The 25,378-nt window shown below is 74.3% G+C and carries 14 protein-coding genes and 1 pseudogene; 7 read left to right on the plus strand and 8 right to left on the minus strand.

What is annotated here, in order from left to right:
• Positions 1-164: 164 nt before the first annotated feature.
• Positions 165-932 (minus strand): thioesterase II family protein, encoded by a 768-nt coding sequence (locus IE332_RS38380; RefSeq protein ID WP_229929256.1) that lies wholly within the window; start codon positions 930-932, stop codon positions 165-167.
• 333 nt (positions 933-1,265) lie between these two features.
• Here IE332_RS38380 and IE332_RS38385 point away from each other — a divergent pair, with 333 nt between their 5' ends.
• Together IE332_RS38385 and IE332_RS38390 are read left to right on the plus strand one after the other, a co-directional pair.
• The gene (locus IE332_RS38385; protein WP_189926007.1) at positions 1,266-2,849 is read left to right on the plus strand and encodes an acyl-CoA carboxylase subunit beta; all 1,584 of its coding nucleotides are present in this window, start codon (positions 1,266-1,268) and stop codon (positions 2,847-2,849) included.
• A complete protein-coding gene (locus IE332_RS38390; RefSeq protein WP_189926009.1) occupies positions 2,846-3,034 on the plus strand; it encodes an acyl-CoA carboxylase epsilon subunit in 189 nt (62 codons plus the stop codon). Before IE332_RS38385 ends, IE332_RS38390 begins: the two co-directional genes overlap by 4 nt.
• A gap of 137 nt (positions 3,035-3,171) precedes the next feature.
• Here IE332_RS38390 and thiO read toward each other — a convergent pair whose 3' ends face one another.
• The 5 genes and pseudogenes from thiO to IE332_RS38415 form a co-directional block, all read right to left on the minus strand.
• Positions 3,172-4,281: a glycine oxidase ThiO gene (gene thiO / locus IE332_RS38395; protein WP_189926011.1), complete on the minus strand. Its 1,110-nt coding sequence runs from the start codon at positions 4,279-4,281 to the stop codon at positions 3,172-3,174.
• Positions 4,282-4,339: 58 nt separating this feature from the next.
• Positions 4,340-6,457: a type I polyketide synthase gene (locus tag IE332_RS38400; protein ID WP_189926014.1), complete on the minus strand. Its 2,118-nt coding sequence runs from the start codon at positions 6,455-6,457 to the stop codon at positions 4,340-4,342.
• 19 nt (positions 6,458-6,476) lie between these two features.
• Positions 6,477-7,064 (minus strand): FcoT family thioesterase, encoded by a 588-nt coding sequence (locus tag IE332_RS38405; RefSeq protein WP_189926016.1) that lies wholly within the window; start codon positions 7,062-7,064, stop codon positions 6,477-6,479.
• A gap of 24 nt (positions 7,065-7,088) precedes the next feature.
• Positions 7,089-16,340 (minus strand): annotated as a pseudogene (locus IE332_RS38410) (SDR family NAD(P)-dependent oxidoreductase); the annotation flags it as partial.
• A 179-nt stretch (positions 16,341-16,519) separates the two neighbouring features.
• Complete coding sequence (locus tag IE332_RS38415) at positions 16,520-18,121, minus strand: amino acid adenylation domain-containing protein (protein ID WP_229929257.1); 1,602 nt, start codon at positions 18,119-18,121, stop codon at positions 16,520-16,522.
• Positions 18,122-18,454: 333 nt separating this feature from the next.
• On the opposite strand from IE332_RS38415, the gene IE332_RS38420 reads away from it, so the two are divergent.
• Positions 18,455-19,345, plus strand: a complete 891-nt coding sequence (locus IE332_RS38420) for an ACP S-malonyltransferase (RefSeq protein WP_229929258.1) — start codon at positions 18,455-18,457, stop codon at positions 19,343-19,345.
• Here the strand turns inward: IE332_RS38420 and IE332_RS38425 are convergent.
• On the minus strand, positions 19,333-19,572 hold the full coding sequence (locus tag IE332_RS38425; protein WP_189926020.1) for an acyl carrier protein: 240 nt from the start codon (positions 19,570-19,572) through the stop codon (positions 19,333-19,335). The two genes, IE332_RS38420 and IE332_RS38425, sit on opposite strands and share 13 nt — an antisense overlap.
• A gap of 108 nt (positions 19,573-19,680) precedes the next feature.
• Between IE332_RS38425 and IE332_RS38430 the strand changes: the two genes are divergently transcribed.
• The gene (locus IE332_RS38430; RefSeq protein WP_189926022.1) at positions 19,681-21,168 is read left to right on the plus strand and encodes an AMP-binding protein; all 1,488 of its coding nucleotides are present in this window, start codon (positions 19,681-19,683) and stop codon (positions 21,166-21,168) included.
• 72 nt (positions 21,169-21,240) lie between these two features.
• Here the strand turns inward: IE332_RS38430 and IE332_RS38435 are convergent, their stop codons facing one another.
• Complete coding sequence (locus IE332_RS38435) at positions 21,241-21,996, minus strand: TetR/AcrR family transcriptional regulator (RefSeq protein ID WP_189926024.1); 756 nt, start codon at positions 21,994-21,996, stop codon at positions 21,241-21,243.
• Positions 21,997-22,245: 249 nt separating this feature from the next.
• Between IE332_RS38435 and IE332_RS38440 the strand changes: the two genes are divergently transcribed.
• From IE332_RS38440 to IE332_RS38450, 3 genes are all read left to right on the plus strand, one after another.
• On the plus strand, positions 22,246-23,808 hold the full coding sequence (locus IE332_RS38440) for an MFS transporter (protein ID WP_189926026.1): 1,563 nt from the start codon (positions 22,246-22,248) through the stop codon (positions 23,806-23,808).
• Between the two features lie 52 nt (positions 23,809-23,860).
• Positions 23,861-24,259 carry a cold-shock protein gene (locus IE332_RS38445; RefSeq protein WP_189926028.1) on the plus strand — a complete coding sequence of 133 codons (399 nt, stop codon included), beginning with the start codon at positions 23,861-23,863 and terminating at the stop codon, positions 24,257-24,259.
• 229 nt (positions 24,260-24,488) lie between these two features.
• The gene (locus IE332_RS38450; protein WP_189926030.1) at positions 24,489-25,355 is read left to right on the plus strand and encodes a mycofactocin-coupled SDR family oxidoreductase; all 867 of its coding nucleotides are present in this window, start codon (positions 24,489-24,491) and stop codon (positions 25,353-25,355) included.
• Positions 25,356-25,378 lie beyond the last annotated feature (23 nt).

A 25,378-nucleotide genomic window follows, 5' to 3' on the forward strand; every position in this document is an offset into this window, starting at 1 on the left:
GGGCCTTCATGGCGTTGCCCCGCGGGCACCGCTGTCACGGGCGGTCGCCGTGTCTACTCGATGGTCCTCGGGTCCGGACCGGTGGTGCTACCCGTGCCCACCCCTACGGTGGCCAGGGGATTCGCCTAGGGGCTGTCCCCCGGGCCTGGGGGTTCCCGCCCCGTTCAGCCGACGGTGCGCAGCTCGGCGAGCAGCTTGTGCCGCAGGGCGTCCGGGGTCTCGGTCAGGTAGAAGTGCCCGCCGGCGAAGTCCTCGCGCCGGAACGCGCCGCGGGTGTGGTGCGACCAGTCCTGCGCCTCGTCGACGGAGACCTTCGGGTCCCCGGTGCCGATGAACGCGGTGATCGGCGCGTCGATGGCGGCGTCCGGCGCGCTGGTGTAGGTCTCGACGGCGCGGTAGTCGTTGCGCAGGATCGGGAGGATCATCCGCAGGATCTCCTCGTCGTCCAGCAGCGTGCTGTCGGTGCCGCTGAGCGCCCGGGTCTCGCGGACCAGGCCGGCGTCGTCGAGCCGGTGGATCCGCTCGTCGCGGTGGCGGGAGGGGGCGCGCCGGCCGGAGGCGATCAGCAGGGCGGGGCCGCGCCCGGCGCCCCGTTCGAGCCGCCGGGCGACCTCGAACGCGACCGAGGCGCCCATGCTGTGCCCGAAGAAGACCGTGCGGTCGTCGACGGTGCCCTCCAGCGCCACCGTGAGCAGGTCGGCCAGCCGGTGGATGTCGTCCACGGCCGGCTCGTGGCGCCGGTCCTGGCGGCCCGGGTACTGCACCGCGAGGACCTCGGCCTCGTCCCGCAGGGCGGCGGACAGCGGGAAGAAGTAGCTGGCCGCGCCGCCGGCGTGCGGGAAGCACACCAGGCGCGGGGCTCCGGCCCCGGTCGGGTGGTACCGCCGGATCCAGACGTCGCCTGCCGTGTTCTCCACCGTCGATCCGGTCACCTTGGGCCCGCTTCCTCGCTCTGTCCTGCTCCGGTCGCAACGGCGGGCGCGCTGGCGCTCACGCCGTTCCGGTGGCGATGTTTTCACCGCGTCCTGCCGGGCCCAACCCCTAACCGGCGATAGGGGGATGGCCGGACATGGTAGGGGCCGGGTCCGCTGGCGGCGGTCGGCGCGGCGCCATTGAATCGGGGGGAGCCATCGAACCGGGGGGACCCCGTTCTCGCGCGCCGCGCGCGGAGGACACGTCTCCGCGCGCGGAGAACGCGCCGTTCGTGGTGGATCGGAACCCACGTGGTGGATCGGACACCACAGGAGAACGGGGAGAGGTGGCATATGACCGTCGTCGCGGAACCGAGTGTCCACGGCTCGGACACCAGGAGCAGAGCCGCCGAGCTGGCGGAGCTGCGCCGTGCGGCCGCAGCCGGACCGTCCGAACGGGCGACCGAACAGCAGCACGCGCGCCGGAAACTGACGGTGCGTGAGCGGCTGGACCTGCTGTTCGACCCGGGCACCTTCCAGGAGGTCGAGCAGTTGCGCCGGCACCGGGCCGTCGGCTTCGGGCTGGAGGACCGCCGCCACCACACCGACGGCGTGGTCACGGGCTGGGGCAAGGTGGACGGCCGGACCGTCTTCGTCTACGCGCACGACTTCCGGATCTTCGGCGGCTCGCTGGGCGAGGCCCACGCGCAGAAGATCCACAAGGTGATGGACCTCGCCGAGGCCGCCGGGGCGCCCCTGGTGAGCCTTTGCGACGGGGCCGGCGCCCGGATCCAGGAGGGCGTCACCGCGCTGGCCGGGTACGGCGGCATCTTCCTGCGCAACGTCCGGGCCTCCGGGGTGATCCCGCAGATCAGCGTGATCCTCGGGCCCTGCGCGGGCGGCGCGACCTACTCGCCCGCGCTCACCGACGTGGTGTTCATGGTCCGGGACATCTCGCAGATGTACATCACCGGGCCGGACGTGGTGCGCGCCGTCACCGGCGAGACCATCAGCCACGACGAACTCGGCGGCGCGGACGTCCACGGGGCGGTCTCCGGCGCGGCCCAGGTGGTCTGCGACACCGAGGAGGACTGCCTGTCCGAGGTGCGCTACCTGCTCTCCCTGCTGCCGGCCAACAACCGCGAGCTGCCGCCCGTCCAGCCGAGCGACGATCCGCCGCAGCGGCGCACCGAGCGGCTGCTCGACCTGGTGCCCGCCGACGGCAACCGCCCGTACGACATGCGCCAGGTGATCGAGGAGATCGTCGACGACGGCGAGCACTTCGAGCTGCACTCCGGCTGGGCGACCAACATCGTCTGCAGCCTGGCCCGCCTCGACGGCCACACCGTCGGCATCGTCGCCAACCAGCCGCAGTCGCTGGCCGGGGTGCTGGACATCCACGCCTCGGAGAAGGCGGCCCGCTTCGTGCAGCTCTGCGACGCCTTCTCCATCCCGCTGGTGACCCTGGTGGACGTGCCCGGCTTCCTGCCCGGACGGGACCAGGAGCACGAGGGCATCATCCGGCACGGCGCCAAGCTGCTGTACGCGTACTGCAACGCCACCGTGCCGCGGGTCTCGCTGGTGCTGCGCAAGGCCTACGGCGGGGCGTACATCGTGATGGACTCCCGGTCGATCGGCTCGGACCTCTGCTACGCCTGGCCGACCAACGAGATCGCGGTGATGGGCGCCGAGGGCGCGGCCAACGTGGTGTTCCGCAAGGAGATCGCCGCCGCTCCCGACCCGGAGGCCGCGCGGGCCGAGCGCGTCAAGGCCTACAAGGACGAGCTGATGCACCCGTACTACGCGGCCGAGCGCGGCCTCGTGGACGACGTCATCGACCCGGCCGAGACCCGGGCGGTGCTGATCGGCGCGCTGGACGCGCTGCGCCGCAAGGACGCCCGGCTGCCCGCCCGCAAGCACGGGAACCCGCCGACGTGACCGGCGAGCCGCTGCTGCGAGTGCTGGCCGGCCGCCCGACGGCGGAGGAGCTGGCCGTGGTCACCGCCGTCGTCCTCGGCCGGCGGCGGCCGGTCCCGCCGGTCCCGCGGGCGGCGCCCCCGACGGCCTGGGCCCGCGAGGGCTACGCCCCGCCGCGGGGCTGGCGGGGCAGCGCCGGGCGCTGAGGCCGGCCGGGCCGGAAAGACAGCCGCCCCCGCCAGAGCGTGAGGCTCTGGCGGGGGCGGGTCGTTTCCGGGGCGCCGCCGGTTTTCCGGTGCGCCGCCGGGCTGCGGGTGCGCCGCCGGGCTGCGGGTGCGCCGGGTCAGAACCGCTGCGCCGAGAACGGCTTCGCGACCTCCGGCAGCTCCCCGGAGATCAGCGCGTGGGCCATCACGTCGCCGGTGACCGGCGCCAGCTGGATGCCGATCCGCCCGTGCCCGGAGGCCAGCAGCAGGCCCTCCAGCGCGGTGTGGCCGAGCACCGGCAGGCCGTCCGGCGACCCGGGCCGGGAGGCGGCGCCGGCGCCGACGAACTCCAGCTCGCCGATGCCCGGCAGCAACTCCCGGGTGATGTCCAGCAGTTCGCCGATCCCGCCGGCGGTGACGGTGGTGTCGTAGCCGCGGCTCTCATGCGTCGCGCCGACGATCACCTCGCCGTCCAGCCGGGGCGCCGCGAAGACCGACCGGCCGTTGACCAGCCCGCGGGTCGTGCGGGCCAGGAAGGGCCGCTCGGCGCGCAGCCGTACGGTCTGGCCCTTCTGCGGCTTGATCTCCGGGACGATCCCGGTGGGCAGGCCGCCCAGCCGGTGGGTCCACACCCCGGCGGCGAGCACCACGCGGTCCCCGCGCACCTCGCCGCCGTCGGCCAGCCGGACGCCGGCGGCCCGGTCGCCCTCGACCAGCAGGTCGGTGACCCGCTCGGCTCGCACGGTGCCGCCGAGCCGCCCGATCGCCGCGATCAGCGCGGCGCTCAGGGTGCGCGGGTCCACCGAGCCGTCGTCCGGGTTGAGCAGACCGCCGCTGACCCGCTCCGCGAGCTGGGGCTCCTGCCGGCGGCACTCCTCGGCGTCCAGTGCCTCGACGGCGAACCCGAGGTTCTCCTGCCACCTGCGCAGACCGTTCAGCACGGCCAGGTCCGCCTCGCCGTAGGCGACTTCGAGCACGCCGTCGCGACGGTACCCGGCGGGGAGGCCGGCGGTCTCCTCCAGTTCGGCGACGAAGGACGGGTAGCGGTCGCGGGAGGCGATGCACAGCCGCAGCAACAGCTCCTGGTCGTACAGGTTCTCGTTGCCGGCCGGCAGCATCCCGGCGGCGACGGCCGTGGCCTTGCCGGCCGGCTCCGGGTCCAGGACGGTCACGGTCAGGCCCGCGACCAGCGAGCGCCAGGCGGTGGCCAGGCCGATCACCCCGCCGCCGACGATCACCACATGCATGGCATGCCCCTTTCGCGGACCCTCGCCCGCATCGCGCCCGGCCGGGCGGTGCGCCCGCTCATCCGAGCAACTTCGTCATCGAGTTCGCCAGTTCGACCGGAGTCGGGTGGTCGAAGGCCAGCGTGTTCGGCAGCCGGACGCCGGTGGCCGCGGTCAGCCGCCGGATCAGCTCCAGGTTGGTCAGCGAGTCGAAGCCGATCGCCGAGAACTCCCGGTGCGGCTCGACCTCCTCCCCGCCGGTGAAACCGAGGACCACCGCGACCTGGGCGCGGACCAGCTCCAGCACCTCCTGCGCCCGCTCGTCCTCGGGCCGCCCGGCCAGCCGGGCCCGGAACGCGTCCGCGTCGGCCACCGGGGCGGTGGCGCGGGTCCGCGGCGCGGCGAGGTCCAGCAGCAGCTCGGGCAGCGGAGCGTCGGGGGAGCGCAGCGCGTCCTCGTGGAGCCGCAGCGGCACCAGGACGGGGTCCTCGGCGGTCAGCGCGTCGTCGAGCAGGGCCAGGCCCTGCTCGACCGAGAGCGCCGCCAGGCCGGAGCGGGCCATCCGGGCCAGGTCGGCGGCGGCCAGGCCGCTCGCCATGCCGTCCTCGTCCGCCCAGAGCCCCCAGGCCAGTGAGACGCCGGGCAGTCCGGCGGCCCGGCGGCGGTGCGCGAGCGCGTCCAGCGCGGCGTTCGCGGCGGCGTAGTTGCCCTGGCCGGCGCTGCCGAGCACACCGGCGACGGAGGAGAACAGCACCAGCGCGCAGTCCGGGAGGTCCTCGGTGAGCCGGTGCAGCGCGAGCGCGGAGTCCACCTTGGCGGCCAGCACCGTGTCCAGCAGCCGCGGGGTCAGCGAACCGACGGTGGCGTCCGAGGTGACCCCGGCGGAGTGCACCACGGCACCCAGCGGGTGCTCGGGCGGCAGGGCGGCCACCACCGCGCGCAGCGCGGCGAGGTCCCCGGCGTCGCAGGCCACGACCTTCGCCTCGGTGCCGAACCCGGCCAGCTCGTCCACCAGTTCGCGGGCGCCCGGGGCGTCCGGGCCGCGGCGGCTGAGCAGCACCAGGTGGCGCACCCCGTGGCGCTCGGCCAGGTGGCGGGCGACCAGCCGGCCGAGCGAGCCGGTGCCGCCGGTGATCAGGACGCTGCGCCGCGGGTCCCACCCGGGGCGCGCGGCCTTCGCCGCGGCGGCCAGCCGGGGGTGCAGCAACGCGCCTTGGCGGACGGCCAGTTGGGCGGCATCGGAACCGGCCGCCGCCTCCACGGCGCGCCACGGCGCGTCGGCGTCGAGGTCGACCAGGGCGAACCGGCCCGGGTGCTCCAGCTGGGCGCTGCGCACCAGGCCCCAGACGGCCGCGGCCGCGGGCTCGGGCACCTCGCCCGGGCGGACGGCGACCCCGCCGCGGGTCACGAAGACCAGCCGGCCGTCGGCCAGCCGCTCGTCGAACAGCCACTCCTGGAGCAGCGAGAGGGCGCGCTGCAGCGCGTTGGCGAGCGGAGCCGAGCCGTCCACGCAGACCAGGACCGTCTCCGGCACCCGGCGCTCGCGCAGCGCGACGACGAGGGAGCGCAGGGTCGGGTGGACGGCGGCCAGCGCCCGGTCGGCGGCGGGGCTTCCGGTCAGCCCGAGGTGGTCGGCGCCCAGCAGGGCCCAGCCCTGCGGCGCGGGTCGGCCCGTGGCCGGCGGAACCGGGCGCCAGACCGTCCGCAGCAGTCGTCCGCCGCGGGCGCCGAGCTGCTCCGGGCTGACCGAGCGGACCACCAGCGAGTCGACGGTGGCGACCGGGCGCCCCTCCCCGTCGGTCAGCTCCAGCCCGATCGTCCGGTCGTCGCCGGGCGTGATCCGCACCCGGACCGCCCGTCCGGCCGGGCCGTGCACCCGAACGCCCCGCCAGGCGAACGGGAGTTGGGCCGACTCGTCGTCCCCGTCCAGGAACGGGACGACGGCCGCGTGCAGCGCCGAGTCCAGCAGGGCCGGGTGGAGCAGGAAGTCGCCGGTCGGCACGCCGGCGTCCAGGGCGACCTCGGCGCTCATCCGTGCCCCGTCGCGCCAGGCCCGCCGGACGCCGCGGAACGCGGGCCCGTAGCGCAGGCCGCGGTCGGCCAGCCGGCCGTACAGGGCCTCGGGGTCCACCGGCTCGGCGTCCGGCGGCGGCCACGCGCTCCCGGCGGCCGGACCGGAGTCCTGGGTGATGCTCATCGCGCGCTCCTCCTGCCGGTCACTGCCCGGCCGCGGGCGCGGCCGGCGCGGGCGGGTTGGTGATGGCCACCGTGACCTCGCCGAAGGAGTCGCCGTCGAACTCGTCCCAGTAGCGGCACTTGGTCCGCATGACGAGCAGCGGCTCGCGCAGGTCGGTGCCCTCCCACTCGGCGATGTCGATGATCTCCATCTCGCCCCGGAAGTGCCGCCCGCGCATCTCGGTGCGGAAGGCGCTGCGGAAGTCGGTGATCAGGATGTTGCCGAGCTGCCGGTCCCAGAAGTCCGCCATGTCCCAGCGGGACAGCGGCTCGACGAGCTTGTCCTTCACCGCCTTCGCGGTCAGGTAGTAGGCCATCTGGTTGTAGCAGATGTTGAACTCGACCGAGTTGAAGTGGCCGGTGTCGTCGATGTAGCACGACTCCGGGATCTCGAAGGTGCAGCGGGCGGTCAGCTTGGCCGTCTCCGGCGTGCGGCCCTCGCGGAGGATCACGGCCGACTTGAGGTACTCGCAGTTCTTGGCCCGGTAGGGCGTCAGTACCCGGTGCAGGAGCTCCGGGTCGTCCGGGTACTGGACGACGTCCGGTTCCGTCGGGCTTGTCGTGTGCACTAGGTGCCTCCAGGTCGCGGTCGGTCAGTCGGTGGTGTTCTGCTGGGCCGCGCGGAGCAGTTCGTCGAGCCCCATGCTCGCGATCGCCGCCTCCGGGTCGGCCGCCGGCTCCGGCGTCGCGGCGGCCGCGGGCGCGCCGCCCTCGGCCGACAGGTCCAGCAGGGCGGTGAGCAGTCCCGCCTGGCGCAGCCGGGCGAGCGGGACGGTGGCGAGCGCCCGGCGGACCAGGCCCTCCTCGTCCTCGGCCTCCGGGGCGCTGTCCGGGACCAGCTCGTCGAGCAGGAAGCGGGCCAGGTCCAGCGGGGTGGGGTGGTCGAAGATCAGCGTCGCGGGCAGCCGGACGTCGGTGGCCCCGGCCAGCCCGTTGCGCAGCTCGATCCCGGCCAGGGAGTCCAGCCCCAGCTCGCTGAACGGCCGGTGCGGCCCGATGGCGTCCGGCTCGTCGTCGTGCCGCACGGCGGCCACGTGCTTGCGCACCAGGTCGAGCAGCAGCCGCTCGCGCTCCTCGTGCGCCATGGCCGACAGGCGTTCGGCGAGCGGGAGTTCGGCGACGGCCGGCTCGTTGGTCGCGGCCCGTCGGGCCGGGGCTCCGCCGAAGCCGCGCAGCAGCGCCGGAAGGTAGTCCGTCCGGGCCCGGACGGCGGCCGGGTCGAGGTTGGTCGCCAGGACCAGCGCCTCCTCGCCCGCCACACCCGCGTCGAACAGCTCCAGGCCGCGTTCGGCGGTCAGCGGCGGCAGGCCGAGACGGGCCATCCCGTCCAGCTGGCCGTCGGTCAGCTCGCCGTTCATCTCGGTGTTGAGGGCCCAGAGGCCGAAGGCGAGCGAGGTCGCGGGCAGGCCGAGCGAGCGGCGGTGCAGCGCGAGTCCGTCCAGGAACACGTTGGTCGCCGCGTAGTTGGCCTGCCCGGCCGCCAGCACCAGGCCGCCGAGCGAGGAGAACAGGACGAAGTGCGTCAGTCCGTGGTCCCGGGTCAGCTCGTGCAGGTGCCACGCGGCGTCCGCCTTCGGGCGGAAGGAGGCCGCGACCTGCTCGGCCGTGAAGGACGCGAACAGTCCGCTGTCGGACACGCCGGCCGTGTGGACCACGGCGCGCAGCGGCCGGTCCGCCGGAACGGAGTCGACGGCCGCGGCCAGCGCCGCCCGGTCGCCGACGTCACAGGACCGTACGGTCACCTCGGCACCGGCCGCGGCGAGCTCCGCCACCAGCTCCTCGGCACCGGGCGCCGCCGGACCGCGCCGGCTCAGCAGCACCAGATGGCGCACCCCGTGCTCGGCCACCAGGTGGCGGGCGACCAGCGCGCCCAGGCCGCCGGTGCCGCCGGTGATCAGGACCGTGCCGGCCGGGTCGAAGCGACGGCTGCCGGAGAGCGCACGGACCAGCCTCGGCACCAGGAACACGCCCTCGCGGAGGCGCAGTTCGGGCTCCCGGCCGGCCGCCGCGGCCACCGCGCGAAGCTGCTCCGCGGTGCAGTCGCCGCCGGCGGGGAGGTCCAGCAGGGTGATCCGGTGCGGGTTCTCCGCCTGGGCGGCGCGCACCAGACCCCAGACCGGGGCCTGCGCCGGATCGCCGCCGTCGGTGGCGCCGCGGGTGAGCACCAGCAGGCGCGAGTCCGCGAAGAACGGGTCGGCCAGGTGGGTCCGGATCGTCGCCAGGGTCTCGACGGTGGTCCGGTGGGCGGCGGCCAGACGGTCGCCGTCGGCCGGGGAGACCCGCAGGACGACCGTGTCCGGTGCCGGGCGGGCCCGGTCGACCTCCGCCGGCTCCACCGGGGCGGCCGTGACCCCGTCCTCGGCGCCCAGCCGCACCGGACGCCACTCGATCCGGTACGGGGCGTTGCGCACCGCGCCGAGCGTCCCGGCCGGAACCGGGCCCAGCGCGACGCCCTCCACCACCGCCACCGGCCGGCCGGCGCCGTCCGACAGGTGCAGCAGCACCCCGTCCGCGCCGGTCCGCCGGCCGTGCACCCGCAGCAGCTCGGCACCCTCGGCGAACAGCTCCACCCCGCTCCAGCGGACCGCGACCACGGCGTCGTCGACCTGCCCGCCGGCCCGGAGGGCGGCGTCCAGCAGTGCCGGGTGCAGGGCGTAACCGGCGGCCGACTCGCCCGGCTCCAGCGCGACCTCGGTGTGGACCTCGTCGTCGGCGGCGCCGGCCGGCGGCCAGACCTCCGCGTCGAAGCCCGGCTCGCCGGTGGCGGTCCCCAGGGTGCCGGCCGCGTGCCGTGTCCAGCCGCCCCCGGTGTCACGGGAGTCGATCCGAACGCTGCGCCGTCCGGAGCCGTCCACCGCTCCGACGGCCACCTGGATCCGCACGCCACCCGGCCCGGTCAGCACCAGTGGCGTGTCCGTGACCAGCTCCACCAGGCGACCGCAGCCGACCTCGTCGCCCGCGCGGATCGCCAGCTCGACCAGGACCGCGCTCGGCACCAGTCCGGCGGGCTCGGCGAGACGGCCGGTGAGCACCACCCCACCGTCCGGGTCGGGAGAGGGCAGCGCGGCGGTGAGCACCGGGTGCCCGACCGGCTCCAGCCCGACCGACCCGAGGTCGGAGGCGCCCGTCACGTCGATCCAGTAGCGCTTGCGCTGGAAGGCGTAGGTGGGGAGGGGGATGGTGTGGGCGGTGGGGTTGAGGGGGGTGAGGTGGAGGGTGGCGAGGGCGGTGACCAGCTGACGGGGTTCGGGGTGGTTGCGCCTTGTGGTGGGGGTGGTGTTGTCGGTGAGGGGGGTGAGGGCGGCGTCGGGGCCGATTTCGAGGTGGGTGGTGATGCCTTGGGTGGTGAGGTGGGTGACGGCGTCGTGGTAGCGGACGGTGCCGCGGAGGTGGTTGACCCAGTAGTCGGCGTTGGCGTCGGTGAGGGGCTGGCCGGTGAGGTTGGAGATGACCGGGATGGCCGGCGCGTGGTGGTTGATGCTCTTGGCGGCCGTCCTGAAGTCTTCGAGGATCGGGTCCATCAGCGGTGAGTGGAAGGCGTGGGAGACCTTCAGCCGGGTGTGCTTGCGGTCCGCGAACTGTGCGAGCACCGCGTCCACGGCGGCTTCAGTTCCTGAGATGACGACGCTGTCGGCGGAGTTGACGGCGGCGATGGTGACGTCCTCGCCGAGGTGGGGCTGGATTTCGTCTTCGGTGGCGCGCAGGGCGGCCATGGCTCCGCCGGTGGGCAGGGACTGCATGAGGCGGGCGCGGGCGGAGACCAGGGTGCAGGCGTCCTCCAACGTGAGGATGCCGGAGACGTGCGCGGCGGTGATCTCGCCGAGGGAGTGCCCGGCGAGGTAGTCCGGGCGTACCCCCAGCGACTCCAGCAGCCGGTACAGCGCGGTCTCGAAGGCGAAGAGGGCGAGCTGGGCGGTGCCGGTCTGGTTGAGCGCGTCCGCGTCCTCGCCCCACATCACCTCCCGCACGGGGGCGTCGAACCGCTCCAGCACGGCATCCAGCGCCGAGGCGAACACCGGGAACGCCTCGTACAACTCGCGTCCCATGCCGAGGCGTTGCGCGCCCTGGCCGGTGAACAGGAAGGCCAGCTGCCCGTCGGCGGACCGTCCGGGGATCACCCCCGGGTGGCTCTGGCCCTCGGCCAACGCGCGGAGCCCGTCGAGGAGTTCGTCGCGTCCGGTGCCGATGACGACGGCCCGCTGGTCCAGTCGGGCCCGGGTGGTGGTGAGGGAGTGGGCGATGTCGCGCGGGTCGGCGTCCGTCGCCTCGACGTGCGCGAGCAGCCGGGCCGCCTGGGCCTGCAAGGCGGCCTCGGTGTGCCCGGAGAGCGGCCAGGCCAGCGGCACCGCATCCGGCTTCGCCGGCGCCGTCGGCGCGCCGGCGGCCGGCTGCGCCGGGGCCTGTTCGATGATGACGTGGGCGTTGGTGCCGCTGACGCCGAAGGAGGAGACGGCGGCCCGGCGCGGGCGCCCGGTCTCAGGCCATTCCCTTGCCTCGGTGAGGAGTTCGACCGAGCCCTCGGTCCAGTCGACGTGCGTGGACGGCTTGTCGACGTGGAGGGTCTTCGGCAGCACGCCGTGCCGCATGGCCTCGACCATCTTGATGATCCCGGCCACGCCGGCGGCGGCCTGCGGGTGGCCGATGTTGGACTTGATCGAGCCGAGCCAGAGCGGGGCTTCGCGGTCCTGCCCGTAGGTGGCGAGTAGTGCCTGGGCCTCGATCGGGTCGCCGAGGCGGGTGCCGGTGCCGTGCGCCTCGACGGCGTCGACGTCGGCGGTGGACAGCCGGGCGCTTTCGAGCGCGGCGCGGATCACCCGCTGCTGGGCGGGCCCGTTGGGTGCGGTGAGGCCGTTGGAGGCGCCGTCCTGGTTGACGGCGGATCCGCGCACCACGGCGAGGACGCGGTGTCCGTTGCGGCGTGCGTCGGAGAGCCGTTCGAGCATCAGCATGCCGGCGCCCTCGCCCCAGCTGGTGCCGTCGGCGGCGTCGGCGAAGGGCTTGCAGCGGGCGTTGGTGGCGAGCCCGCGCTGGAGGCTGAAGTCGACGAAGGCGTCCGGTTCGGCCATGACGGTCACGCCGCCGGCCAGGGCGAGCGTGCACTCGCCGGAGCGCAGCGCCTGCATCGCCCAGTGCAGGGCGACCAGCGAGGAGGAGCAGGCGGTGTCGACGGAGACGGCCGGGCCCTCCAGCCCGAGGACGTAGGAGATGCGGCCGGAGGCGATGCTGCCCGCGCTGCCGTTGCCGAGGTAGCCGGCGATCTCCTGGGGGACCTCGTTGGAGCGGCTCGGCCAGAAGTACGGCATGACGCCGGTGAAGACGCCGGTGCGGGTGCCGCGGACGCTGTGCGGGTCGATGCCCGCGTGCTCGAACGCCTCCCAGGTGGTCTCCAGCAGCAGGCGCTGCTGCGGGTCCATGGCCTGGGCCTCGCGCGGGCTGATGCCGAAGAAGGCGGGGTCGAACTCGGAGGCCCGGTCGACGAATCCGCCCTCGCGGACGTAGCTCTTGCCGGGGGTTCCGGGCTCCGGGTCGTACAGGGCGGCGGTGTCCCAGTTGCGGTCGGCGGGGAACGGCGAGATCGCGTCGACGCCGTCGGTGACCAGCTGCCAGAGCTCGTCGGGGCCGGTGATGCCGCCGGGGAAGCGGCAGGCCATGCCGACGATGGCGATCGGCTCGTCCGGGAGGACCCGGGCGGTGCCGCCGGTCCCGCGGGCCGGCGCGGTGGCGTCGGCGGGTGCGACCTTGGCGCGGACGTGCTCGGCCAGCGCGGTGGGCGTCGGGTAGTCGAAGACGAGCGAGGAGGGCAGGCTCAGCCCGGTCACCGTGTTGAGCCCGTTGCGCAGCTCGATCGCGGCGAGGGAGTCGAAGCCGAGCTCGTTGAAGGCCCGGCGCGGGTCCACCGCGCCGGGGCCGCGGTGGCCGAGGACGGCGGCGATCTGGTCGAGCACGAGGTCGAGGACGGCCTGCGGGTGCTCGTTGTCGGGCAGTGCGGCGAGCCGCTTGGCGAGCGGGGTCGCCTTGACGGTGGCCCGGCGTCCAGCGCGACGCGCGGGGGCGTGCGTGGGCGTGGACGCCGGGCTGCCGGCCGACCCGGCCGGGAGGCCGGTCGGCACCGCCCGGGTCACCAGGGCCGCGATGGTCGCGACCTGCTCACCGCGGGGGTCGGTGAGGGTGACCCGGACGGAGTCGGGGGCGCCGGTGGGCGCGAGGTGGGCGCGGACGGCGGTGGCGCCGGCCGCGTGCAGGGTGACGTCGGCCCAGCCGACGGCGTGCCGGAGGTGGTCCTGCGGGGTGTCCAGGATCAGTGCGGTGGCGCGGGCGAGGGCGGCGAGCAGGGTCGGGTGGAGACCGTGGCGCTCGGTGTCCGGGTCCTCGGCGACGGCCTCGGGCAGGTCGAGTTCGCCGAACAGCTCGTCCCCGCGTCGCCAGACGGCGCTGACAGTGCTGACGGCGGTACCGCCGGTGCCGGCCGGGTCGGTCCACTCGGTGGCCTCGGCGCCGACGGGCGGCCAGGCTTCGTCCGCCGCGGCTGCGAGGCCGTCCGGGTCGGTGCTGCCCGGTTCGGTGCCGTCCGGCTCGGGCGCCAGCAGGCCGGAGCCCTGGCGGGCCCAGTCGCCGCCGACGGCCCGGCCGTGCAGTTCGACGGTGCGCCGGCCGGCCAGGTCGGCCGTGCCGACCACGAGCTGGTACTCGGCTGCGGTGCCGACGGCCAGCGGGAGCGGTTCGACGGAGAGCGCGTGCACCACGGGTGCGCCGGTGGACCGCCCCGCGTGCAGGGCGAGTTCGAGGAAGGAGGCGCCGGGGACGGTCTCCGCGTCGGCCGCCTCTCGCTCGGCCGGGAGCCGGCCGGTCAGCACGGCGCCGCCGTCGGCCAGCCGGACGGTGCCGTCCAGCAGCGGGTGGCCGCTGTCGCGTCCGGCGGCGGGGTCGAGCCAGTAGTGCTCGCGCTGGAAGGCGTAGGTCGGCAGGCCGGTGCGGCGGGCGCCGCGGCCGGCGAAGAACGCCTCCCAGTCCGGGCGGGCACCTCGGACCTGGGCCAGCGCGAAGGCGGCGGTCAGCTCCTGCTCCTCGCCGCGGTCGGCGCGCAGGGTCGGGGCGAAGGCGGCGTCGGGCAGGACGGCGCCGCCCAGGCCGCAGAGCACCGGGTCGGGGCCGAGTTCGAGGAAGGTGGTGGCTCCGGCGGCCGCCAGCCGCTCCAGCGCGGCCTGGAAGCGAACGGGCTCGCAGACCTGGCGGACCCAGTGCTCGGCGTCGGGGGCGACCGGCCGGCCGGTGACCGTGGAGATCAGCGGGATGCTCGGCGGCGCGTAGGCCATCGCGCGGGCGATCTGCCGGAACTCGGCCAGCATCGGCCGCATCAGCGGGGAGTGGAAGGCGTGCGAGGTGCGCAGGGTGCGGCTGCGCGGGAACCGCGCGGTGATCGCCGCGACGGCCTCGGTGGTCCCGGAGACCACGACCGAGGCCGGCCCGTTGACGGCGGCGAGGCCGACGGCGTCGGCGTGCTCGGCGAGCAGCGGCAGCACGTCCTCGGCGGACACCGGCAGCGCGGCCATGGCCCCGCCGGCGGGCAGTTCCCGCATCAGCCGGCCGCGGGCGGCGACCAGCAGGGCGGCGTCCTGGAGGGTGAGCACCCCGGCGGCGTGCGCGGCGGCGAACTCGCCGACCGAGTGCCCGGAGAGCAGGTCGGGCCGCAGCCCCCAGGACTCCAGCAGCCGGAACAGCGCGACCTCGACGGCGAAGAGCGCGGGCTGGGCGTACCCGGTGCCGTCCAGCAGGGCCGGTTCGGTGCCGAACAGCACGTCGAGCAGCGGGAGTTCGAGCTGGAGGTCGAGGTGGTCGGCGGCGTCCTCGAGGGCCTGCGCGAAGACCGGGAACCGCTCGTACAGTTCGCGGCCCATGCCGAGGCGCTGGCTGCCCTGGCCGGTGAACAGGTAGGCGAGCTTGCCGCCGGCGCGGCCGAGCCGGAGGGCGGTGGCGGGCTCGCCCGCGGCGAGCGCGGCGAGGGCGGGCAGCACCTCGGCGCGGTCGGTGCCCAGGACGGCAGCCCGGTACGGGAAGGCGGTGCGGGTGGTGGCGGCCGAGTAGGCGACGTCGGCCAGGGCCGGGGCGGGCTCGGTGTCGAGCAGCGCGTGCAGCCGGGCGGCCTGGTCGCGCAGCGCGGCCTCGGTGCGGGCGGAGAGCGGCAGGGCCAGGACACCGGGTGCGGCGGTCCGGGGCCGCGGCTCGGCGGCCGGGGCGGGCGCGTCCTCGATGATCACGTGGGCGTTGGTGCCGCTGGCGCCGAAGGAGGAGACGCCCGCCCGCCGGGTGGTGCCGTCGGCGGCGGGCCAGGCGACCGGTTCGGTGAGCAGCCGGACGTCCCCGGCCGTCCAGTCGACGTGCGGGGTCGGCTCGTCCACGTGCAGGGTCCTGGGCAGGACGCCGTGGCGCAACGCCTCGACCATCTTGATCACCCCGGCGACGCCGGCCGCGGCCCCGGTGTGGCCCAGGTTGGACTTCACCGAGCCGAGCCAGAGCGACCGGCGGCGCTCCCGCCCGTACGCGGAGATCACCGCCCGGGCCTCGATCGGGTCGCCGAGGCGGGTGCCGGTGCCGTGCGCCTCGACCGCGTCGACCTCGTCGGCGGTCAGCCCGGCGTCGGCCAGCGCGTCGCGGATCACCCGCTGCTGGGCGAGGCCGTTGGGGGCGGTGAGCCCGTTGCTCGCGCCGTCCTGGTTGATCGCGGAGCCGCGGACGACGGCGAGCACCTGCTGTCCGTCGGCGAGCGCGTCGGAGAGCCGGCGCAGCACCAGCACGCCGGCGCCCTCGGCGAAGCCGGTGCCGTCGGCGGCCGCCGCGAAGGCCTTGCAGCGTCCGTCCTCGGCCAGGCCGCGCTGGCGGCTGAACGCGATGAAGGTGCCGGGGCTGGAGATCACCGTGACGCCGCCGGCCAGCGCGAGCGAGCACTCGCCGCGGCGCAGCGACTGGACGGCCAGGTGCAGCGCGACCAGCGAGCCGGAGCAGGCGGTGTCGACGGTGAGCGTCGGGCCCTCGAGTCCGAGGGTGTAGGCGACCCGCCCGGAGACGACGCTCAGCATCGTGCCGGACATCAGGTAGCTCTCGACCCACTCGGGGGCCTCGTGCACCCGGGGCCCGTACTCGTGCGGCTCGACGCCGAGGAAGACACCGGAGCGGCTGCCGCGCAGGGTGGCCGGGTCGGTGCCGGAGCGTTCCAGGGCCTCCCAGGCGGTCTCCAGCACCAGGCGCTGCTGCGGGTCCATCGCGACGGCCTCGCGCGGGCTGATGCCGAAGAAGTCGGCGTCGAACTCCCCGGCGTCGTGCAGGAATCCGCCGTGCCGGACATAGCTGGCGCCGGGCGCGTCGGGGTCCGGGTCGTAGAGCGTCGCCAGGTCCCAGCCGCGGTCGGCGGGGAAGCCGGTGATGACGTGGGTGCCGTCGTCGAGCAGCCGCCACAGCTCTTCGGGGGAGGAGACGCCGCCGGGGAAGCGGCAGCCCATGCCGACGATGGCGATCGGCTCGTCCTCGGCACCGGCCGGGCGCGCCGGCAGCGGCTCGGCGGCGGGCGCCGCGTCCTCGCCGAGCAGCAGGGCGCGCAGGTGGTCGGCGAGCGCGGCCACGGTGGGGTGGTCGAACCCGATGGTCACCGGAAGTGCGAGCCCGGTCGCCGCGGTCAGCCGGGCGTGCAGGTCGACCAGGCCGAGCGACTCCAGGCCGAGGGCCAGGAACGGCCGGTCGAGGTCCGGGTCGGGGTCGGCGTCCGGCCTGGTGCGGCGCAGGGCGGCCAGCAGGCCGGAGCGGACGAGGTCGCGCAGGATCTCCTGCTGTTCAGTCGCGGTCGCGGCCGCCAGCCGTGCGGGGAGATCGCCGGGCTCGCTCATCTGCACTCCAGGGTGTGGGCCGGGAAAGGGGGCCGTCGCCGCCGGCGCCGGGACGGCGGCGCCGGGCGCGGGGCGACAGGCCGGGAAAGCGCCGGAAATCGGACGCCGGGCCCGGCCAGCGTAAATTCGGGGGAGTTCGGGCTGAACCCCTAGATCCCCCTGTTCGCCTGCTCGGAGGCGGCCGCGACGGCGAGCAGCGCGGCCCGGTCGACCTTTCCGTTGACGGTCACCGGGATGTCGTCCACGGCGTGGACCAGCTGCGGCGCCATGTAATGCGGAAGGGATTCCAGACAGAACTTCCGGATTCCGATCGCGTCGAAATCGTCGGCGACCACGAACGCGTGCAGGGCCGGGTCCGCGCCGGGCCGGGGGGCGACCAGGGCGACCGCCGAGGAAACGCCCGGGAATTCGCGCAGCCGGCGTTCGACCTCGCCGAGTTCCACCCGGTGGCCGCGGATCTGGACCTGCGAGTCGGCGCGTCCGCAGAAGTACAGCTGGCCGTCCTCGCCGCGGTAGGCGAGGTCGCCGGTGCGGAACACCAGTTGGCCCGAGCGCGGGTTCAGCGGGTCGGGCACCAGGACCTTGCGGGTGGCCTCCGGGTCGTCCCAGTAGCCGGTGAACAGGGCGGGGCTGCGCAGGTGGATCTCGCCGACCACGCCGGTGGACTCGACCGGACGCCCCTCGGGGTCGAACAGCAGCAGTTCGGCGCCCGGGTGGCCGGTGCCGATCGGCAGCCGCTCCAGCCCCTCCGGCAGCGGGTTGCCGAGCAGCCCCGCCGAGCAGGCCATCGACTCGGTGGCGCCGTAGCCGTTGACGAAGCGCACGTGCGGCAGCAGCTCCTGGAGCCGGCGCAGCTCGGGCAGCGGGAAGTCCTCGCCGGTGAACAGGATGCCGCGCAGCCGGTCCAGGCCGGCCAGCGCCCCGGGTTCGTTCTGCAGGATCGGACGCCAGATCGACGGCACGCCGTCCACGTGGGTGACCCCGGTGTCGCGCAGGAGGTTGACGAACCGCCGGGGCCAGCGCAGCCGGTCGCGGTCGACGACGACCAGGGTCGCGCCGGCGCCCAGGGTGAAGCCGATGTCGAAGAGGGCGAAGTCGAACTGGAGCGAGGAGGTGGTGGCGACCCGGTCCTCGGCGCCGATGACGCCGTACTGGAGGATGCCGCGGAAGAAGGTGACCACCGCGCGGTGGCTCATCACCACGCCCTTGGGGCGCCCGGTGGTGCCGGAGGTGAAGACCAGGTAGGCGGGGTCGGTCTCGGTGACCTCGTGCCGGTGCCGGGCGCGGGCGGCCGGCCGGCGCTCCACGGAGAGCCCGTCCGGGCCGAACCACCCGGTGCCGACCGACCCGGGCAGCTCGCGCGGCGCGTTGCCCGCGGCCTGGACCAGCAGCGCCGGCTCGGCGGCCTCGACGATGGTGCGCAGCCGCTGCTCGGGCGTCTCGTGGCTGACCGGGACGAACGGCAGGCCGAGCCGGGCGCAGGCCAGCAGCATCGCGATCGCCCAGGACGAGGTGTCGGACTCGATCAGGACCCGGTCGCCGACGTCCAGGCCGAGCCCGGCCAGCGCCTCGGTGTAGGCGTCGGTGCGCCGGGCCAGCTCGCGGTAGCTGACGTCGGTGAACGCGCCGTCGGGTCCGAGTTCGACCACGGCGACGCGGTCCGGCGCGGTTTCCGCGGCGGCCAGCAGAAATCGGTGCAGGTTTTCCACCGAACCGTGCACCCGGGCGGCCGGCAGCTGGTTTGTATTCACGTATTCACCTTCGGACTCGATCAGTGATCGGCGGGTTCAGCTTGGCATTCCGGCACACTTCCGTCGACGGTCCGCGGACCGGCGGTGCGGTGCGCCCGGGAGGCTTAGGGGGTGCTAGGGGTACAGTGCCGGCCGGGCCGCCGAACAGAATGACGCCGATCGACGCGCGGCGCGCGGATAAACGCGCGGTGCGGGGAAAACGGCAGAAATGAGGCTTCGGTGGTGTCCGACAATGCGTTGTCCGAGAATGCGGCGGCCGGCGCCATCCGGGAAAAGCAGGGGCTGATATTTCCGGGGATCGCGCCGTCGCGGTTTCCTGAGGTGGCCAGGTTCATGGTCGTGAACCCGGCCGCGCGGCGCCTGGTCGCCGTCGCCGACGAGGTCCTCGGCTACTCGCTGCTGGAGCGCTTCCAGGAGACCGGGGAGGACTTCGACGAGGCCTCCCGGGTGGCCTTCCTGGTGAACTGCCTGGCGCTGGCGGAGTGGGCCCACGAGGCGAGGGGCCTGCGGCCGGAGCTCTGCGTCGGGCCGAGCTTCGGCGGGACCCCGGCGGCGGTGTACGCCGGGGCGCTGGCGTTCCCCGATGCCGTCCGGCTGACCGTCGCGCTCGGCCGGCACACCGAGGAGTACTTCGCCCGCGAGCACCGTGACGTGGTCACCCAGTCGATCGCCCGGCTGTCCGCCGACCGGCTCGCCGAGGTCCTGGCCGAGCTGTTCGAGGCCCGCGCCTGGTACGAGATCGCCTGCTACGTGGACGAGGACTTCCACCTGGTGTCGGTCACCGAGGACCGGCTGGAGCAGCTGCTGCGGCGGGCCCGCGCCCTCGGCGGCCTGCCGCTGTACACGATGCGCCCGCCGATGCACTCGGCCGCGTTCGCCCCGCTGCGGGAGGCCGTCGCGGCCGAGGTCTTCGCCGGACTCACCCTGGCCGACCCGCGGTTGCCGCTGGTCGACGACCACGACGGCTCCCTGGTGACCACCGCCGACGGCGTCCGCGAACTGCTGCTCGACGCGATCACCCGCCCGGTCCGCTGGCCGCAGGCCGTCCGGACCATGCGCGAGCACGGGGTCGGCACGGCCGTGGTCTCGGGCCCGGACGCGCTCTGGGGCCGGGTCCCGGTGGTCACCGACACCTTCGAGGTGGTCCCGCTCACCCCGCAGCTGGCGCTGCGCCCGCGGCGCCGGAGCACCGTGACCCGGCCGGCCGTGCCTCAGGGCAGCTGACGGGCGAGGGTGCTCCAGAGCACCGCCGGCGTCTCGAAGTTCGCCAGGTCCATGGCGTCGTCGGCGAGTTCGATCCGGTAGGCCGTCTCCAGGGCCTTGAGCAGCTCCACGACGCCCATGGAGTCCAGCCCGTAGTCACGCAGGCTGAGGTCGGCGGTGAAGGCGTCCGCGGCCGTCAGGTACGGCAGCCGCTTGCGCACGATCTCCTCGAACTGCTGGTCCCACACGATGGTCCGATCCTCTCCCGAGTGCGAACGAGCACGAATACCGCCGTGACGGTAGGCCGGACGGGCGAGCGCCAACCACCCTTACCGCCCCTTATCCCGGGAGTGAAGATGACTGAATCCCCCTTGCTGCACCAGCGGTTCCTCCGTGGGCTGGCCCTCGCCCCGCGGCGCCCGGCGGTCCGCTTCGGCGGGCGCGCCCTCAGCTACGAGGAACTGCACGAGATCGCGCTGCGCTGGGCGGGGCTGCTCACCGCCCGTGCGCGGCGGCCGCCGGGCGTGGTCGGCGTGCTGGCGGAGAAGGGCACGACCGCGTACGCGGGCATCCTGGCCGGCCTGTACAGCGGGGCCACCGTGGTGCCGATGGACCCGTCCTTCCCGCCGCCGCGGATCCGCTGGATGCTGGAGGACGCCCGGGTGGAGACCGTCCTGGCGGACGGGCCGGGCCGGGCCGCGCTGGCGGCGACCGGGGTGGACGTGCCGGTGCTCAGCCCGGCGGAGTCGGACGGGGCGGCGGGCGCGCCGTCCGAGCCGGCCGCGGCCGCCCGGGACAGCGCGTACGTCCTGTTCACCTCGGGCTCCACCGGCCGGCCCAAGGGGGTGCGGCTGACCGACGCCAACCTGGCGGCGTACTTCCGCACCTTCGACGCCCGCTACGCCTTCGCGCCGGAGGACGTGTTCTCGCAGACCCTGGGGCTCAACTTCGACTGCTCCCTGGTCGACATGTTCGGTGCCTGGGCGGCCGGCTCCGCCGTCCAGGTGGTGTCCGGCCAGGCCTTCGGCGACCTGCCGGGGTTCGCGGCCGAGCACGGCCTGACGGTCTGGTTCTCGACACCGAGCGCGATCGCCCTGGTCCGCCGGATGGGCGGGCTGCGGCCGGGAGCACTGCCCGGGCTGCGGCTGAGCTACTTCGCGGGCGAGGCGCTGCTGTGCTCGGACGCCGAGCAGTGGCAGCGGGCGACCGGCGGAGTGGTGGAGAACCTCTACGGGCCGACCGAGCTGACCATCACGGTGACCGGGCACCGGTACTCGCCGCGCACCCGGGAGCTGGCCGTCAACGGGCTGGTGCCGATCGGCCGGGTGCACGAGGGCCACGACCGGGTGCTGCTCGGCCCGGACGGCGAACCGGCCGAGGACGAGGGCGAGTTGTGCGTCACCGGGGCGCAGATGTCGCCGGGCTACCTGGACCCGGAGCAGGACCGGGGGCGGTTCGTCGAGATGGCCGGCCGCACCTGGTACCGCACCGGCGACCGGGTGCGGCTGCTGCCCGGCGGGGAGCTGGCCTACCTGGGCCGCTCGGACTCCCAGGTCCAGGTGCACGGGCTGAGGGTGGAGCTCTCCGAGGTGGACCAGGCGGTGCGCGAGCTCCCCGGGGTGACGGACGCGGTCACGGTGCCGGTGACCGCCGGGGGCACGACCGAGCTGGCCGTGTACTACACCGGTGAACGGACCGCGCCGGTGGTGCTGGCCAGGCTGCTGCGTGAGCGGCTGCCCGCGGGCATGGTGCCGCGACGGCTGGAGCACCTGGCGGAGTTTCCGCTCAACGCCAACCGGAAGGTGGACCGGGGGCTGCTGGCCGAGCGGGCCGCCGGGAGCTGAGCGGACGGAACGGCGGCGGGGTGACGGCGTACGGCCGTCACCCCGCCGCCGTTTCCGGGGCGGGTGCCCCGGTCAGGCCGAACGCTTGGCCTCGCGCTCGGCGACCCGGACGCTGATGCCGTCCAGTACGCAGCGCAGCCCGAACTCCGGGCCGGAGCCCTCGGCCGGCCCGAAGGCGCCGGAGACGAGCGCCTCCTGGAGCGCCGGGTAGCGGTCCTGGTGGTCGTTGATCAGGGTCGCGATGGCCATGCCCCACTGCTCGCCGGTCATGGCGTGCTTGGCGCTGCCCATGTCGACCGAGTACTGCGCCCAGCTGCGGACGTGGCTGGAGACCACCCGGATGGCGTCGGTCTTCTCGCTGCCGGTGAGTCCGCTGTCGGCGAGTGCCTGCATGGCCATCTCGACCCAGCCGAGCTCGTTGGGACCCATCAGACGGTCGTCGGTGACCGCGCGGGAGACCCACGGGTGCTGGTCGTAGACGTGCCGCATGGCGCGCGCCCAGAACTCCAGCCGGGGGCGCCAGCCGGTCAGCCCGGGGTCGAAGGTCGGCGGCGGGCCGAGCGCGGTGTCGATCATCAGGTCGACCAGTTCGGCCTTGCCGGGCACGTACCGGTAGAGCGACATGGTGGTGAAGCCGAAGTCGCCGGCCACCCGCTGCATCGAGAAGGCGGGGAAGCCCTCCTCGTCGGCGATGGCGATCGCCCGTTCCACGATCATCTCGACCGACAGACCTGGTCTCGGCCCCCGGGTGGGTTTCTGGCGCGGCCGCCAGAGGAGCTTGACGCTCCGCTCCCGATCGCCGAAGACGCTGGCTTCCTTCGATGACATCTGTGTTCTCCCGGGCATCTGACTGCGGTTCTTCATCCTCGTCGTGCCATGTCGAGACGTATGCGCTGGTGGCCTCGTGTTGACCCCGACTGGCCCTGTTCGCAGGCCGGTTGACACCGGACGTGGGACCAGTATACAAGTTAAGCAGTCAGGTATGAGGGCTATACAGTTTGGCCCATCAGCAAAGCCTGTCCCGCAGCCTGTCCCGCTGCCGTGCCACCACATCCGTCACCGAAGGAGCGTCCTTCCATGGCCGCTGATCTCCACGCACCCGCCGCCTCGGCGCCGCCCGCCGTCGGGGCCGCCCGCCGATGGATCGCCCTGGTCGTCATCTGCATGGCCGCACTGGTCCTCAGCCTCGACACCACCGTCCTGCAGCTCGCGATCCCCAACCTGATCGACGACCTGGACACCTCCGCCTCGCAGATCCTCTGGATCGCGGACATCTACGGCTTCGCCCTCGCCGGCCTGCTCATCACCATGGGCAGCCTCGGGGACCGGATCGGCCGCAAGAAGCTCCTGCTCTTCGGCTGCGTCGCCTTCGGCGCGGCCTCGCTGATGGCCGCCTACGCGGACAGCGCGGGCATGCTCATCGCCGCCCGCGCGATCCAGGGCATCGCCGGCGCCACGGTCTACCCGACCACGCTGTCGATCATCCGCAACATCTTCACCAACCCGAAGGAGCGGACCACCGCCATCGGCATCTGGTCCGGCCTGATCAGCGGTGGCCTCGCGCTCGGCCCGATCCTGGCCGGCCCGATGCTCACCCACTGGTGGTGGGGCTCGGTCTTCCTGATCAACCCCTTCGTTATGGCCGCGGTCGTCCTGGTCGCCCTCTTCGTGGTGCCCGAGTCCCGCAACCCCAACGCCAGCCGGCTCGACGTCGTCAGCGTCCCGCTCTCGGCCATCGGCATCATCGGCATCGTCTACGCCATCCAGGAGTCCGTCCGGGACGGCATCGGCCAGCCGCGCATCATCGCCGCCATCGCGATCGGCGTGCTCTCCCTGATCCTCTTCGTCTGGCGCCAGACCCGGCTGGAGGAGCCGCTCATCGACGTGCGGCTGTTCACCAACCGCTACTTCGCCGGCGCCGTCACCGCCAACACCGGCGGCCTGTTCGCCTTCATCGGCGTGACCCTGCTGCTCAGCCAGTACTTCCAGCTCGGCCACCAGTGGTCCCCGCTGCGCACCGGCATGTCGATGCTGCCGCCGATCGTCCTGGCGATCTTCTTCGGGCCGGTCGTCGCGATGCTCATCCCCAAGCTGGGCCGCGCCAAGATCATCGGCACCGGGATCTTCCTGATCGGCGTCTCGATGTTCATGTACGGCTGGGTGGACGCCGACTCCGGCTACGTCTCCGTGCTGATCCCGCTCCTGATCCAGGCCATCGGCGCGACCTCCACCTTCACCGTGACCGCCGACATCATCATCAACAGCGCCCCCAAGGAGCGCTCGGGCGCCGCCTCCGCGATCGCCACCACCTGCGCCGAACTCGGCGGCGCGCTCGGCACCGCCGTCCTGGGCACCATCCTCAACGCCGTCTTCCACCGCGACATCACCGTCCCGAAGGGCGTGCCCGCCGGCGCCGCGACGGACGCCGTCAAGGACTCGCTCGGCGGTGCCATGCAGGCCGCCGGCCAGCTGCCCGCCGACGTCGGCGGCAAGGTGATCGAGGCCGCGAAGACCGCCTTCGCCCACGGCCTCAACAAGGCCACCCTGATCACCGCCTGCCTGCTGATGGTGCTCGCCGTGATCTCGATCTACACCCTCCGCGGCGTCCCCGACGAGTTCCCCGAGGACCCCGAGGCCTGATCCGGCCCATCCCACCCCGTACGGCACAACCGCGAGAGAGGAGCGACGAGCCATGACCGTAGGAAGGGTCATCCGCTTCGACGAAGCCCGTGGATACGGCTTCATCACGCCGATGGAGGGCGGAGCCGACGTCTTCGTCCACGCCAACGACCTCGTCACGGCCGACCGGGAACTGCGTCCCGGGGTCAGGGTGTCGTTCGAGATCTTCTCGAGCGACCGCGGACTCAAGGCCTACGCGGTCCAGGTCATCGGCGAGGCCGAGGCCACGGCCCGGCTCTCCTCCCCGCGGCGCCCCGTCGGACGGGCGACCCCGCTCGCCGAGGCGCAGTACCGGCGGGAGGTCGCCGCCGTCATCAGCACCGAGGACGCCGCCCTGACACCGCAGCAGGCGTCCTCGCTCTGCCACCGGCTGGTCGACGTGGCCCGGCGCCAGGGCTGGCTGCACCGCTGAGACCTGTCGGCCCGCCGGGCCGGCCCCGCCAACAGCCGTACCCCGGCGGGCTCTTCAGGACCCCTAACAGTGCTCACCGAGCACGGTTAGGGGTCAGCTTTCCTCCCGCCAGGCGGTAGGACAAGGGGGCGGACCACCACCGCTCCCGCCACCGGCCGACCGCGTCCCGCACGCGGCCGCCCGTCGGCGCGGCAGCCCCCAACCCGACCGCTCAACGATGGAGGACCAGATGGGTCGCGTGCAGGACAAGGTCGTACTTATCACCGGCGCCGCTCGCGGACTCGGCCGCAGCCACGCGCTGCGCCTGGCCGAGGAGGGCGCCGACATCATCGCCGTCGACGTCTGCAAGGACCCCTCGGCGGCCCACTACGCCGGCTCCACCGTCTCCGACCTGGACGAGACCGTCGAGCTGGTGCGCAAGACCGGCCGCCGCGCCGTCGCCAAGCAGGCCGACGTGCGCGACCGCGCCGCGCTCGCCGCGGCCATCGCCGAGGCCGTCGAGGAGCTCGGCCGGCTCGACGTCGTCATCCCCAACGCCGGCATCAACCCGGTCGGCAACGACCTGCCGGTCACCGCCTTCACCGACACCGTCGACATCAACCTGGTCGGCGCGATCAACACCGTGCACGCCGCGCTGCCGCACCTCGGCGAGGGCGCCTCGATCATCGTCATCGGCTCGGTGGTCGCCCTCATGCCGCGCTTCGACGGCATGGGCATCGGCGGCCCGGGCAACGCCGGCTACAACTTCACCAAGTCCATGCTCACCGAGTACGCCGACTGGCTGGGCGTGCAGCTCGCCCCGCACAACCAGCGCGTCAACGTGGTGCACCCCACCACCGTCGCCACCGAGCTGATGCAGAACACCACCATGTACAAGACCTTCCGCCCGGACCTGGAGAACCCCACCGCGGACGACGTGGCGGGCGCGCTGCACGCCGTCCACGGCCTCCCGGTGGCCTTCCTGGAGCCCGCCGACGTCTCGCACGCCATCGTCTACCTGGCCTCGGAGGAGTCCCGGTTCGTCACCGGCACCCAGCTGCGGGTCGACGCCGGCATGATCAACAAGCTCGCCGCCGGAGCCCGCCCGGGCGCCTGACCCACGGCCGCACCGACGGCGAA

This window comes from Kitasatospora xanthocidica, from assembly GCF_014656195.1.
GTDB lineage: Bacteria > Actinomycetota > Actinomycetes > Streptomycetales > Streptomycetaceae > Kitasatospora > Kitasatospora xanthocidica.